This is a genomic window from Neolewinella sp. (genome assembly GCF_965214665.1).
Lineage (GTDB): Bacteria > Bacteroidota > Bacteroidia > Chitinophagales > Saprospiraceae > Neolewinella.
This window is the reverse complement of record NZ_OZ243970.1, coordinates 1,059,092-1,072,088: the sequence shown is the minus strand read 5'-3', so window position 1 is coordinate 1,072,088 and position 12,997 is coordinate 1,059,092. Positions and strand designations below refer to the sequence as shown.

The window sequence follows — 12,997 nt, the reverse complement described above, 5'->3', positions numbered from 1 at the left end:
ATTCGTTGTAGGTACAACTAAGCTCACCTCTTCATGCTTGACTTCCCCCGCCACCTGCTTTGCACCTGCGCACTCGCCCTACTGACCGTAAGTTGTGCGGAGCAGCCCAACGCTACCACTTCCTACACTGCCCTCGCTACCATTCCGGGGGGGGGTAGTGTAGCCGATACCGTGGCGATTCACCCAATCTTTCATGCCTCTACCGTACTTACCCAGGGTGATCGGGTGATCTTTGTGGACCCCTACAATGGGGCGGCGCGCTACACCAGCTACGGCGCGCCCGATATGGTGCTGATCACCCACACCCACCCCGATCACATGGACACCGCCACGCTGGCCGGACTTGACCTCAGTGCCGCTATCCTCATTGCCCCCCAGGCCGTGATCGATGCACTGACGGATAACCCCTTTGTCGCGACCTACGCACTGGCTAACGGGGAGGAATTTAGCGACGACGGCGTGACCGTCACCGCCGTAGCGGCCTATAATCCCCCGCCTAAGGAGAACTTCCACCCCAGGGGCAAATTCAACGGTTACGTGCTGGAGCTGGATGGTAAGCGCTACTACTTCAGCGGCGATACGGAGGGCGTGGACGAGATGCGGGCCCTGGAAAACATCGACGTAGCCTTCGTGTGCATGAATCTGCCCTACACGATGGATATCGAACAGGCCGCCAGTGCCGTGGCGGACTTTGCCCCGCGGGTGGTCTACCCCTACCACTACCGCAACCAGGACGAGACGAAGAGCGACGTGGAAGCCTTTCGCCAACTGGTGCAGGAGGCGAATCCAGACATCGAGGTACGGCTGGAAAACTGGTACCCGGCCAAATAACTACTAGTCGCAGGTATAGCTGCCCTCCTTACCGACCCGAAGGACTGTTTGCGGACCCAGCGCCCCGCGGAGTTCCGGTCCGTTCTGCTCGATGAGCTTCCCCTCGTAGTAATACCTGGTTGCCAGTGTCGGCAGGCTGCCGCCCTGCTCCGTCGGCGGATCGGTGGCTAGGGCCGCAAAGTACACCTCGCCGTCCTCCAGGTAGTACACCTCGGTGTATACTAGCGTAGGCTGGGGTGGGGTAGCGAGGTGGTCCGCCTTCACCAGGTCATCGCCGAGGTAACAGCGGGTGAAGACACCACCGCGATCCTGCCCCGCACAGTCATAACGGATAGTGTCGCAGCGTAGTCTGCCCTCCAGGTACATCCGGTCAACCCGATCGACCCGCTGCTGCGCGAAACTGCGCTGTGCATTGGTATCGTCGGCCCCGGAGCGCAGGCCGGGACCGGCCACCTCCGTATCGGAAGTAGGCGGTGGGGGAGTGCGCTCATTGCCGCAGGAAGACCAGCAAATAATCAGCGGGAAAAGGTAAGTGAGTCGGTACATACAGGCGTTTACTTCGCCACAATATCCACTTTCCGGTACGCTTCGATCACGGCCTGCTCGCCGGCCTCACCTTCTAAACTGTTGCCATGCTCCATGCCGTAGACGCCGGTGAAGCCCTTTTCGTGAATGTGCTCCAGCACGCGGCTGTAGTTGATCTCTCCGGTGGTGGGTTCTTTGCGGCCGGGGTTATCCCCGATCTGGAAGTAGGCGATCTCCTCCCAGGCCGCGTCGATGTTCGGGATCAGGTTGCCCTCCTGAATCTGCTGGTGGTAGATGTCGAAGAGGATCTTACAGCTGGGGCTACCCACGGCCTGGCACACGGCGTAGGCCTGGGCCGCCTTGGTCAGGAACAGTCCCGGGTGGTCCCGGTAGTTGAGGGGTTCGAGCACCATGACGAGGTCGTGGGGCTCCAGAATGGCGGCGCCCCGCTTCAGGGTTTCCACCACGTTGGCCATCTGGTAGAAGGGCTCCAGGCGCAGTTGCACGAAACCGGGCACGACGGTCATGTGCTTAGCGTTGCAGCGTTTGGCTACTTCCACGGCCGCCTCGATATCTTTCAGGAAGGCATCGCGGTGCTCGCCGGCCCCGTTGGTTAGGGTGGGTTCGGTCCAGTTGATCGTGTTGGCGACGAACACGCCCATGGTCATGCCCCGCTTAGTGAGTAGCTCGCCGATTTTAGTTTGCATGGCTGCATCGCGTTTCGGCATCCCGTTGTCTTCCCAGGCGTGGAAGCCCAGGTCGGCGGCGTAATTGATCTGGTCGAGAACGTCGGGCCCGGCGCTGGCGCGAAACATCCCGTCGTGTGGCGCAAAGGCTAGGGTAAAGGGCGGGGCCGCGGGTGCAGCCTCCTCCTCCTGCGGGGAGGGGCATGCGAAGGCGAGCGGAGAAAGACCCAGAGCGGCTCCGGTTAGTTTGATGGCGTGGCGGCGTTTCATGGCGAAGAGTTTACGACAAGCTAGTAAATAAACCGGTACTTCCTTTACATTTGGGCATGTCAAAGTTTTTCCTGTTCGTTATCCTTAGTTGCCTACTGGCGTGCAGTTCCGACCCCCTGGACGTACAGACCATCGAAACGGAGGAGACCGCAATGACCGATGGACTGACCGCGCTGGCGGAACTACCCAGCGGAGAAGGATGGACCGCGGAGAATGGCGTTCTTACCGCCACGGGCCCCGCGACCATCGAGCTGTTGCCGGAGCACGGTGCGTTGACCCTAGCCTTCAGCTTTCGCTACGGTGAAGGGACTCAGGCCGAGCTGCTGCTCGACAACAGTTTTGCCATCCAGTTGCCGGCGCTGGAGCTGGGCGATTCCGCCGTGCGGCGCAGCAACACGGCACCCTCGCCCGGCATGTGGCAAGACCTGGAGCTAGCTTACCAGCCCGCCCGCGGCGATGCGCCCGCCCTGCTGGTGGCTGCCTACCTGAATGGCAATCTAGTGTACTACCAGGAAACGCTGGCGACCGGTGGGCAGGGTGATGGGCCGCTGGTACTAGCGCTCCAATCGGGCACGCTGTCCATCACGGATTTACGGAGTTCCGACCGGGCGGGTAAGTCCTCCAGGCTGGCGAGCAACGGGGAGGTCGAGCTTCAACTGCCCCTGATTCACTACGCCTACTATCCCATTGACGGTAAGCCCGAGGACGTGACGAACTGGGGCACGATGACGCCGGCTAGTGAGGGCTACATCGGCCGCTTCGATCTGGGCGCCATCCGCGATCGCCCCACGGCCTACGCCGTGCGCTTCACCTCCCAGCTTGACGTGCCCAAGGCTGGCAAGTACACCTTTACGATGTTCTCTCCTTCCAGCACCCGCTTTTATATCGACGATCAGCCGGTGGTCGACCTCGGGGGACGTAGCGACGAATCCGAGGGCGAAGGCTCCATTCAACTCAGCGAGGGCACCCACGAGGTACGTATCGACCACTACCAGTACGGCGGCTGGAACCGGCTCAACCTGGCCTACCTGAATAGCGAGGGAGAGGCGGTGAGCTTCAACGACCTGCCGGAGGGACGCCCGGTTACCACTCCTTCGGTGGGGGAGGGCCTGGAGTTGAAAACCGACGACCGGCCCTACCTGCTGCGTAGCTTCCTCAACTTCCCCCCCACGCGGATGTATGACTTCACCGAAAAGCGCACCCACGTGGTAAACGTCGGGGAGGCCGGCGGTCCCCATTACAGCTACGATCTACACAACGGAAGTCTACTACAGATGTGGCGGGGCGGTTTTGTGGACGTAGGCGATATGTGGGTCGAACGGGGCGAGCCGCAAACCGCCCGGGCCCTCGGTAGTGTCGTGGCCTTCGACGGTCGGCCGCAGTGGTCCGAAGACGGAAAGGTGTGGCCGGATACGCTCGCCGAACTACACCACCTGCGGTACGAGCTCGACCAAACCGGTCGGCCCACCTTCTTTTTCGACCTAGCGGGAAGCACGGTCACCGACCGCATCGTACCCGAGGGGGCGGGCCTACTCCGCACGCTGACCCATACCGGTGGGGAGGGTGCCGTCTACACGCAGCTCGCCTCCGCGCGTAGAATCCGGGAGACCGGACCGGGCACGTTTGAACTCCAGGGTCCGGGCGTAACGATTTCCGTTCAGGAGCTGGCTGCCGGCGGCCTGCGAATCTTACAGGGGGAACGGACGAGCCGGCTGGTCGCCGAGCTACCCGCCGGGGAGCACATCAGCTACCGCATCGACTGGTAAGGTCGGCAGCACAACTATCTGCCGTTGCTGCCTTTTATAAGGTATTCAATCTGATCTACATGCAACTACTTCGCCTAACCGTTTTTCTGCTCTGCTCCTTCCAGCTTGTGGCCCAGGACGAGTCGGACTTTTACGCCCTGGAAAAGATTGCCATCCCTGAAGAGATCAAGCTCGAAGTCGGCGGTATGGACTTTTTGCCCAACGGCGATCTCGCCGTCTGCACCCGTCGTGGGGAGGTGTTCATGATCAGCGATCCTGGTGGGGCTGCCAAGTATTCGCTCTTCGCGCGGGGTCTCCACGAGCCGCTTGGCTTAACGGTGCACGACGGTGCCACCTACATCGCGCAGCGGGGCGAGATCACCAGGTTGACCGACCGCAACGGCGACGGAACGGCCGATGTGTACGAAACGGTCAACGAACTACCCCTCACCGGCAACTACCACGAATACCACTACGGCCCCCTCTTTCGCCCCGACGGTAGCATGATGACGACCCGCAACGTCGGGTGGGAAGGGCGCGGCGTCAGTAAGTCCGAATTCCGGGGCTGGATGATGCAGTATGATCCGGCCAGTAATAAACTGATTCCCTACGCCGCCGGTATGCGTAGTCCCGCCGGTTTTGGCACCAATCTGGAGGGTGACATCTTCGTGGCCGAAAACCAGGGGGACTGGATCGGCTCCGGCCGCATCACCCACCTCGAAAAGGGAGACTTCGCCGGTCACCCGGCCAGTCTGCGCTGGAGTGGCAGGGAGGGGAGCAGCGTTGACCTTAAGGAGGAGGACCTGAACGATGACTTCCGAACCATGTACAATGCTCGCGAGGAGTTAGACCAGGTCAAACTCCCCGCCGTCTGGTTTCCCCACGGTATTCTGGGCATATCTACCGCGTCGATTATCGCCGATCGTACGGAGGGCGCCTTCGGTCCCTTTGCCGGGCAGCTGCTGGTGAGCGATCAGGGGCAGAGTAAAATCATGCGTGTGGCCCTGGAGAAGGTAGACGGGGAGTACCAGGGCGCTGTGTTTCCCTTCCGGGAAGGGTTTAGTTCAGGGCTGATCCGACTAAACTTTGCCTCCGATAATACGCTGTACGCCGGCCAGACCGCCCGCGGTTGGGCGGCCACCGGTGGAGAACAGTACGCCCTGGAACGACTGAAGTGGACGGGTAAAACGCCCTTCGAAATGTATGCCGTACGGGCCACTGCCGATGGGTTCGATGTTGAATTCACCAAGCCCATCCCCGCCGGCAACGTCCGGCCCTCCGCCTTCGCCATCCAGAACTTCACCTACCTCTACCACCACAACTACGGTAGCCCGGTCGTGGACATCGAGGATAATGCCATCAGCTCCGCGGAGCTGTCGGAGGACGGCAAGACCGTACGACTTAAGGTCGAGGGCCTCCGCCCGGGCTACATCTACGAGTTGAAGGTGTCCGGATTACGCAGCGCGGATAATGATAACCTGCTCCACGATTTCGGCTACTATACGCTGAATGCCATTCCCGGTGGGGGTAGCGAGGAGTCACTAGCAGCTGCCGGTGAAGTCGCCGAGGATCCGACCGCCAGCAAGCGCCCCACCAGCATGCCTGCAGACTGGAACGGTGCGTTTGACGAGGAGATTACCCTCGAATCTGCCCTCGGTATGCGCTTCAAACAGCAGTACCTGACCGCCACCCCCGGGGCTAAGATCAAATTTACCTTTCGTAATCCCGATGACATGGAGCACAACTTCGTCCTCACCAGCGGGAAGATGGGCGATAAGGTAGGCCTGGCCGCCGCTGACCTGGGACTCAAGGGTGCCGCCTCGGATTACATCCCTGACATGCCGGAAGTCCTGGTCCACACTGAGCTCGTCGCCCCCGAGACGGAAGATACAATCTACTTCACCGCCCCCACCGAGGCAGGCACCTACGAGTACATCTGCACCGTGCCCGGCCACTATAAGGTCATGCGCGGCATCCTAGTTATCAAGGGCCCCGCCAGCTAGTCAGTGCAGTACAATGCAATGCTGCCTCCGGCAGCGCCAGTACGATGCTGCCTCCGGCAGCGCTGTTGACCGCAGTCTACGACTGCGAGTCGTTCTTTTCTACGACCACACTCACTACATTGCCCCCAAACCCGGTAGCATTCACCAGTACGCGACTAGGAGCTAAATCGCCTTTTTCTTCCACCGCCGCCGCATAGGGCAGTCCCACCACCCGCCCCATCTTCAGCATCTGCACCCCCGCCACCAAACCCAGCGGCCCACTTGCACCAAAGGTGTGCCCCGTAGCCCACTTTAGGGACGTAACCGTCGGATCAGCCCTGCGCTGTCCAAAGACCGCACCGATTGCCGCCCGCTCCGCTGCATCCCCTTGCCGTGTCCCCGGGGCGTGAGCAACGACAACATCGGGGAGTTGACCCTCCCCAATGGCCTGCCGCATAGCCCGTTGTAGACCTTCACCGGTAGGCGTTATGCCGGTCCGACTTACCCCCGTTTCCCGGCAAAACCCAACCTCCAGGGCGGGAACCACTGCAGCTGCCCCTACTAGTTCCAGTGCCAAGAAGGCGGCCCCCTCACCGACCACCATACCCGACGACGGACAAGCTAGGGGCCGGCAGGCATACTCCGTATTCGCGTCAACGCGTGCATACACGCGTAGGGCACGCATTTGCTCCAGCGTGAAGGGCGTTAGGGGCGCTTCGGTACCCCCAACCAGCACCCGCTCCGCCATACCGGAACGGAGCAGCGCCACCCCGTGCAGCAGCGCGTGCAGACCCGACGAACAGGTCACGCTTAGACTGGACGCAATCTGCTCTACCCCAAAAAACTCCGCCAGTACAAAGCCAATGCTTCCTAGGGTGGTAGCCGGCGAAGTGCGTGGCGGTACCGTCCCCTCCCGGCTAAATGTACCGTAGCCTTTTTCCCACGCCTGGGTGGGACCGCGCGAGCAGCCCACCAGGATCGAAAAATCTCTGCCCGACCACCCCGCCGCCGCCACTGCCTGATCCGCAGCGTGTAGTGCCAGTAGCGCCGTGCGATCGACCGCGTAGTCGGCAGTGAACGTATCAATGGTGGGGCGAGCGGGAAGCTGTGCTACGGGGTAAATTGGTACACCCGTCACCTGGTCTACCGCCCAAGTGCGTAGCCTCCGCTGGTAGGTTTTCCAGCTGCTTGCTGCATCGGCACCCGCCGCCGATACCGTACCCATGCCGACTATTCCTACTCGCATCACATCCGCCGTTCCAGGTGCCGGCGCAGGGAGCTGCATAGTCCGTCTACCTCCTTCAGGGTGTTGAAGGCGTGCAGACAAATGCGGAGCCGCTCCTCCCCGCGGGCTACGGAGGGGTAGCGAATGCCCTTTACCAGGTAACCATCCGCCAATAGATCGGCTTCCAGGTCCATCACCTCACCCTTGCTCCTGGGGTACACCAGTTGAATGGGTCCCCGTGTCTGCTGCGTAGGTCCCTGAACCCGTTGGTAAAAAGTGTTGGTGCAAAACCGTTCGATGACCACAGCTAGTTTGGCGCGCGCCGTTGTCTGCTCGCCATTCAGGAGATCGTATCCTCTGGCGATGGCGGTCAGCTGTTCCGGCCGCGGACCGGTAGTGAAGATGAAGGGCCGGCTAAAATTGATCAGGTAATCCCGTAATGCTCTCTCGCCTAACACAGCCGCACCGCTCGCTGCGGGTGCCTTTCCGTAAGTGGTGATGGTAGCTAGGACTTGGTCCTGCAGACCGAGTTCCGCAACGAGTCCGGCACCCTGACTACCGTCAATGCCGATCGAGTGCGCCTCGTCCACAATCAGGTGAGCACCGTGAGCAGCGCACACCTCGGCCAGCTCCGGTAGGGGGGCCAGGTCGCCGTCCATGCTGAAGCGCGACTCCGTGACTACAAAGCGTTCTCCCTCCGCAGAGGCTGTGGCGAGCAGACGGCGCACGTCCTCCACATCATTATGCTGGCACCGGCGCGCCGCCGCCCCGCTGAGCCGGATGCCGTCGCGGATGCTGGCGTGGATAAGGGCATCATAGATGATGGTGTCGCTCCGCCTGGCCAGACAGCTCAGCACACCGAGATTGGCCGTGTAGCCACTGCCGAATAGGAGTGCGGCGGGGTGGCCGTGAAAGTCCGCAATGTGCTGCTCCAGGGCGGTGATATCACCGTGGTCGCCTGAGATAAGTCTACTCCCCGGAGCAATTGACGCGAACACGCGCGTTGACGGGAACACCCCCTGCTGCTGCTGTGTATGCGCAAACCCCAGGTAGTCATTGGACCAAAAATCAATCCCCTCCCGCTGCCCCGGAAGGGTACGGTAGGTGCCGGATTCGCGGAGTGCTTCCAAGCGGTGAGTCAGAAATGGCACGTCCAAACCTAGTTGCCCTGTTTGCTGGCCGAGCGGAAGATGCGGTTCCAGTTCACGCCGTTGAACAGACTGCCCTCCTTGATGCTGAACCAGATAAATAACGGCTTGCCCAGGATGTGATCCTCGGGCACAAAGCCCCATACGCGGCTGTCCTCGGAGTTGTGGCGGTTATCACCCATCATCCAGTAGTAGTCCTGCCGGAAGGTATATTCCGTGATTTCCTGGCCGTCAAGGTAGAATTTACCCCCCCGTCGTTCGAAGCTGGGATGGTTTTCGTACACCTTGATGGGCCGCCAGTAGAGCTCGTAGCTGCGCTCCTCGAGTCTGATGGTCTGGCCCCGGGCGGGGATTTGGATGGGACCGTAGTTGTCTACCGTCCAGTCGCCGAAGTACTTGGCGCTGTGGGGGTAGAGGCGTACGCCATTGGGCTGTGACTGGTCGAGGAAGTTGAAGGTACCGCCGGGGTCACCTTGTTTTAAAAAGTCGAGCTGCTCGGCGCTGAGGTGGATGATGTAGCGGTTGCCCTGGGACTGCGCTACATCATCGGTAGAAATTCCCATATCTGCCCAGCGCGATTTATTCGGTGGACCGGTGAAGGTGATGTCGTACAGAAACTGGATGTTCTGCGGATCCTCTACCTGCGTCCCGTCGATGAACAGCTTGCGGTCTTTAATTTCCAGGGTCTCACCCGGCAGGCCGACGGCACGCTTTACGTAGTGGTCTTTTTTATCCACCGGCCGGGTGACCAGGTCGGCACGGTCCGTCTCGATAGCGCGCTGTGCATTGGGGTCGATGTTACCCATTTCAAAATCGGAGGCCGAGTAGGTACGGTAGGGGAAAATGTAGACGCTATCGCCAGCCGGCACATTAAATACCACCGGATCGTAGCGGTCGATTTTCTCCAGCGCGGGCAGGCGGCGGTAGGGAAGGCGGGCCCCATCGATGTAGCTCTCACCCCCCACCAGCGGGGCGCGGTTGTGCACCAGGGGTAGCATCAGGATGGTTTCCGGTAGCCGCAGTCCGTAGTTCACCTTTGACACAAAGAGGAAGTCCCCCACGTTAAGGTTCCCCTCCATGGAGGGGGTGGGAATGATGTAGCTTTCAATGAGCAGCAGCCGGATGAGCGCCGCGGCAAAAATAGCGAAGATGGCGGCTTCGGCCCAGTCGCGCAGAATAGGTTTAGCGAATGGCGCCTGGCTACGCAGCTTGCGCACCTCCCGCTCATCCTTGGCCTTTTCTGCGGCGGCCAGTTTGGCCTGCCAGGCGCGCTCTTCCACCAGGATGGGCCCGCGGTACTGCGGCTCCGTCGTGCTCAACCAGCCGAAGTACCCCCAACTGGCCACCACGGCAGCCACGTGCTCGAAGAAATTGAAACGGTTGAAACTGCGCGCTAGGTCCACCATCAGTCCGGCAAACCAAATCATGTTAAACCAGGGGATGAGCAGCAGCAGACTGTAGCTACCCTTACGCCCCACCAGTTCGGCCACTACCCACATATTGTACCCGGGGATGAGTCCGTGCCGGGCCGGTCGCCCGGCGTAGGGGAAAAGCCGGGAAAGCGCCAGGCTCAGCCCGAGGTAACCAAATAAAAGGACCAGGGTCAACCAAGTCATACCGTGTCATTTAGCGGCGAAGGTACACTACGTCGGGGGCCTTAGTCGGCCGATTCGACGAACCCCTCCAGCCAGAGCTTGTGTCCCCCCCGGTGGCCGCGAAAGTAGACCTTGGCGTACTTGCGGTAGTAGCCGGCGTTGGTCGCATCGTAGGTGACGTTGATCGATCCTACCCCACCGGGGGCTACCGGCGTTTCCTGCCATTCGGTCGCCGTACAGCCGCAGCCTACACGGACGTTATCGACGGTTAGCGGCGCGTCGGTCAGGTTGCGGTAGCGGAAGGTGTAGGTGACCGGCTGGTGCTGGAAGGTATCGCCGGCCGCTACGGTCATCTCCTGCAGCCACTCCACGGGCTCGGCCTGCGGAAAAGAAAACAACTGCAGCAGTAAAATCAGGTACGCCATGGGGGGTAAACGTCGCGGCGGGGTCACTATTTCGTTAAGGAACTCCTATACTTGCTCAGCGGCACATACGGCGGGGCCGCAGGTGCATTCTTCCTAGCAAAAGCCATTCCTAATGAAAAAGCTTGTCTTCACGCTCACCCTTCTTCTCGGCACGGCCACCGCTGCCTTCTCCCAGGTCGTCGTCGATGGCGTCAACATCAACAATCTGGAGGAGGTGCAGATGGTGCGCATGATTGCCCAGGAGCGCTTCCTATCCAACAAGGTCACCATCTTCATCGACTACGGCCAGACCATCAACGGCGGCAGCCGCAACCGCATGGAGGTCATCGACCCCAGCACGGGCGACCGTATCCGCTTCAACTCCGTGATGCACGCAGTGAACTACCTCATCGCCAACGGCTGGACGTACGTAGAGGCCATGGTGCTCCCCAGTGAGGGCAATGCTAGCACTACGGGGGGTAGTACACAGTACCTGTTTGTGCGGAACTTGGCGCGGTAGGTCCTATAGCACCACCTCCAGCACGTGCGCAGGCCAGTACCCCGGATCCAGCCGCACGTAGTTCGCCTCCCCATTCCACCAGTAGGTCAGGTCGGTGAGCAGTTCGTTGACGCGGAAGCTTTTAGGGTTGCCCAGGAGCTTCTTTGGCACCGCGCAGTAGCCATCCTGCGGCTGATCTTGATCGAAATTGACCACGCACCAGATGATGCTCTTGCGGTCGGCGCTGTACTTCACGTAGCTCAGGAGCTGCGGATTCGTAGTATCGGTAAAGACGATGTTGTTGGTTTGCTGCAGCGCGGGGTGGGCGCGACGCAGTTCGTTGATGCGGGTATAGGTTTCGGTGACGCGGTTGCGGTACGACCAGTCGTAGTGGCGGGCCACGTACTTCTCGCTGTCATAGTATTCCTCCTTGCCGTTGGTGTTACCGCGGTTCTCCTGGATCTCGTAGCTGGGACCGTAGAGCCCGTAGCTGCTCGATAGAGTAGCGGCCAGTAGTAGGCGCTTGACGAACTGGTTTTCCCCCGCCCCCATCATCTCGTAGGCGAGAATGTCGGGGGTATTGGGCCAGAAGTTCGGCTGCATGAACTGTGAAAGCTCCGTGGTGGTGAGCTCTTCGAGGTACTCGCGCATCTCCTCGGCGGTCGTGCGCCAGGTGAAGTAGGTATAGCTCTGCTGGAAGCCCCGCTTAGCCAGCTCCGCCATAATGGCCGGGCGGGTGAAGGCCTCGGCGAGAAAGAAGACGTCGGGGTACTTCTCGTTTGTCTCACGGATAATATATTCCCAGAAGCGGTACGGCTTGGTATGGGGGTTGTCCACGCGGAAGATGCGCACCCCGGCCTCGCACCAGTACAGCGTGACGCTGAGTAGTTCCTCCCATAGTGCCTTCCAGTCCTCGGTCTCGAAGTTGATGGGTACGATGTCCTGGTACTTCTTCGGAGGGTTCTCGGCGTACATAATCGACCCATCGGGCCGCCAGATGAACCATTCTGGATGCTGCTCGATATAGGGGTGGTCGGGGGCACACTGGAAGGCTAGATCCAGGGCCACCTCCATACCGTACTCCGTGCATTTGGTGAGCAGGGCCTGGTAGTCGTCAATCGTACCGAGCTCGGGTAAGATGGCTTTGTGCCCGCCCTCCTTCGCGCCGATGGCCCAGGGGCTACCCGGCTCTCCTTCCATAGCCTCGGTGGCATTGTTGCGGCCCTTGCGGTTGCGGTAGCCGATGGGGTGCACCGGCGGCATGTACAGCACATCGAAGCCGAGCTCCTGGATGCGGGGCAGTAGATTTTCTACGTCCTTAAAGGTACCACTGCGGTTGAGGTCCGGCGAGGTTGAGCGGGGGAAGAGCTCGTACCAGCTGCTGAAGCGCTCCTTGGCGCGGCCTACCTTTACGCGTAGGTTCAGATCGTAGGTGGTCTCGTGGCGGCGCAGGGGATACCGGTGCAGCACATCGGCAAAGGCATCGCCGAGCACGTAGTCAACCGCCGTCTCGGTCTCACCCCCGAGTTGCTGAATGGCCGCGGTCACTTCCTTTTTACCGCTGCCCTTCAGCGTATCGGCCTCCTCGCTCAGAAAGTTGGCCCCGATCCGGAGTTCTACGGACATGTCCTGCCCGTCGGCCCGCTTCTTCTTGAAGCCCCGGTACCAGGTCTTAAGGTGATCGACCCAGGCCACGAGCTTATAGTCGTACATGCCCTGCTCGTCTACGGTAAAACTGCCCCGCCAGAGGTCGTTGGCCTCCTCTTCCATTTCGATTTCCTGCCACTCACTTGCCCCCGCCTTTCGGTAAGCCAGCACGGCGCGGAGGTAATCGTGGCTATCGCCGAATATTTTGGCGTCCACCTCGACCCGCTCTCCGACGACCCGCTTGATCGGAAATCTGCCGTTGTTGATCTGGGGATTGACGTGGTCGATGATGGTACGATTCTGCATATTGGTTCTTTGGGAAAGCATAAAGGCATAGAAAGGATTGGCGCGGCGGACGTTCACGTAGATGTACGATTTACCCAGTAATTTACCCCGCTCCAACCAAGCCCAAGTCTCCCGCGTTACACCCCTTTACCCCA

11 protein-coding genes are annotated in these 12,997 nt (G+C 60.5%); 4 read left to right on the top strand and 7 right to left on the bottom strand.

The annotated features are described in order from the left end of the window. Positions 1-33: 33 nt before the first annotated feature. Entirely contained in the window at positions 34-831 is a 798-nt protein-coding gene (locus ACOOHD_RS04825) for an MBL fold metallo-hydrolase (RefSeq protein WP_420460438.1), read from the top strand. A 3-nt stretch (positions 832-834) separates the two neighbouring features. Here ACOOHD_RS04825 and ACOOHD_RS04820 read toward each other — a convergent pair whose 3' ends face one another. Both ACOOHD_RS04820 and ACOOHD_RS04815 read right to left on the bottom strand, forming a co-directional pair. Beyond that, the gene (locus tag ACOOHD_RS04820) at positions 835-1,377 is read right to left on the bottom strand and encodes a hypothetical protein (RefSeq protein WP_420460437.1); all 543 of its coding nucleotides are present in this window, start codon (positions 1,375-1,377) and stop codon (positions 835-837) included. A gap of 8 nt (positions 1,378-1,385) precedes the next feature. Then, positions 1,386-2,312 (bottom strand): hydroxypyruvate isomerase family protein, encoded by a 927-nt coding sequence (locus tag ACOOHD_RS04815; protein WP_420460436.1) that lies wholly within the window; start codon positions 2,310-2,312, stop codon positions 1,386-1,388. 56 nt (positions 2,313-2,368) lie between these two features. On the opposite strand from ACOOHD_RS04815, the gene ACOOHD_RS04810 reads away from it, so the two are divergent. Further along, positions 2,369-4,078, top strand: coding sequence for a PA14 domain-containing protein (locus tag ACOOHD_RS04810; protein WP_420460435.1), 1,710 nt, complete (start codon positions 2,369-2,371; stop codon positions 4,076-4,078). A 59-nt stretch (positions 4,079-4,137) separates the two neighbouring features. Beyond that, positions 4,138-6,060, top strand: coding sequence for a plastocyanin/azurin family copper-binding protein (locus ACOOHD_RS04805; protein WP_420460434.1), 1,923 nt, complete (start codon positions 4,138-4,140; stop codon positions 6,058-6,060). A gap of 76 nt (positions 6,061-6,136) precedes the next feature. Here ACOOHD_RS04805 and ACOOHD_RS04800 read toward each other — a convergent pair whose 3' ends face one another. From ACOOHD_RS04800 to ACOOHD_RS04785, 4 genes are read right to left on the bottom strand one after another with little or no spacing between them, the layout of a single operon-like run. After that, the gene (locus ACOOHD_RS04800; protein ID WP_420460433.1) at positions 6,137-7,285 is read right to left on the bottom strand and encodes a beta-ketoacyl synthase N-terminal-like domain-containing protein; all 1,149 of its coding nucleotides are present in this window, start codon (positions 7,283-7,285) and stop codon (positions 6,137-6,139) included. Next, the gene (locus ACOOHD_RS04795; RefSeq protein WP_420460432.1) at positions 7,285-8,415 is read right to left on the bottom strand and encodes an aminotransferase class I/II-fold pyridoxal phosphate-dependent enzyme; all 1,131 of its coding nucleotides are present in this window, start codon (positions 8,413-8,415) and stop codon (positions 7,285-7,287) included. The genes ACOOHD_RS04800 and ACOOHD_RS04795 overlap by 1 nt, the downstream gene beginning before the upstream one ends. 8 nt (positions 8,416-8,423) lie before the next feature. Continuing rightward, positions 8,424-10,028, bottom strand: a complete 1,605-nt coding sequence (locus ACOOHD_RS04790; RefSeq protein WP_420460431.1) for a S26 family signal peptidase — start codon at positions 10,026-10,028, stop codon at positions 8,424-8,426. Positions 10,029-10,069: 41 nt separating this feature from the next. Further along, positions 10,070-10,432, bottom strand: coding sequence for a DUF1573 domain-containing protein (locus ACOOHD_RS04785; protein WP_420460430.1), 363 nt, complete (start codon positions 10,430-10,432; stop codon positions 10,070-10,072). A 112-nt stretch (positions 10,433-10,544) separates the two neighbouring features. Between ACOOHD_RS04785 and ACOOHD_RS04780 the strand changes: the two genes are divergently transcribed. Continuing rightward, positions 10,545-10,931, top strand: coding sequence for a hypothetical protein (locus ACOOHD_RS04780; protein ID WP_420460429.1), 387 nt, complete (start codon positions 10,545-10,547; stop codon positions 10,929-10,931). Positions 10,932-10,934: 3 nt separating this feature from the next. On the opposite strand, the gene ACOOHD_RS04775 is transcribed toward ACOOHD_RS04780, so the two are convergent. Beyond that, the gene (locus ACOOHD_RS04775; RefSeq protein ID WP_420460428.1) at positions 10,935-12,884 is read right to left on the bottom strand and encodes a maltotransferase domain-containing protein; all 1,950 of its coding nucleotides are present in this window, start codon (positions 12,882-12,884) and stop codon (positions 10,935-10,937) included. Between the last annotated feature and the right edge of the window lie 113 nt (positions 12,885-12,997).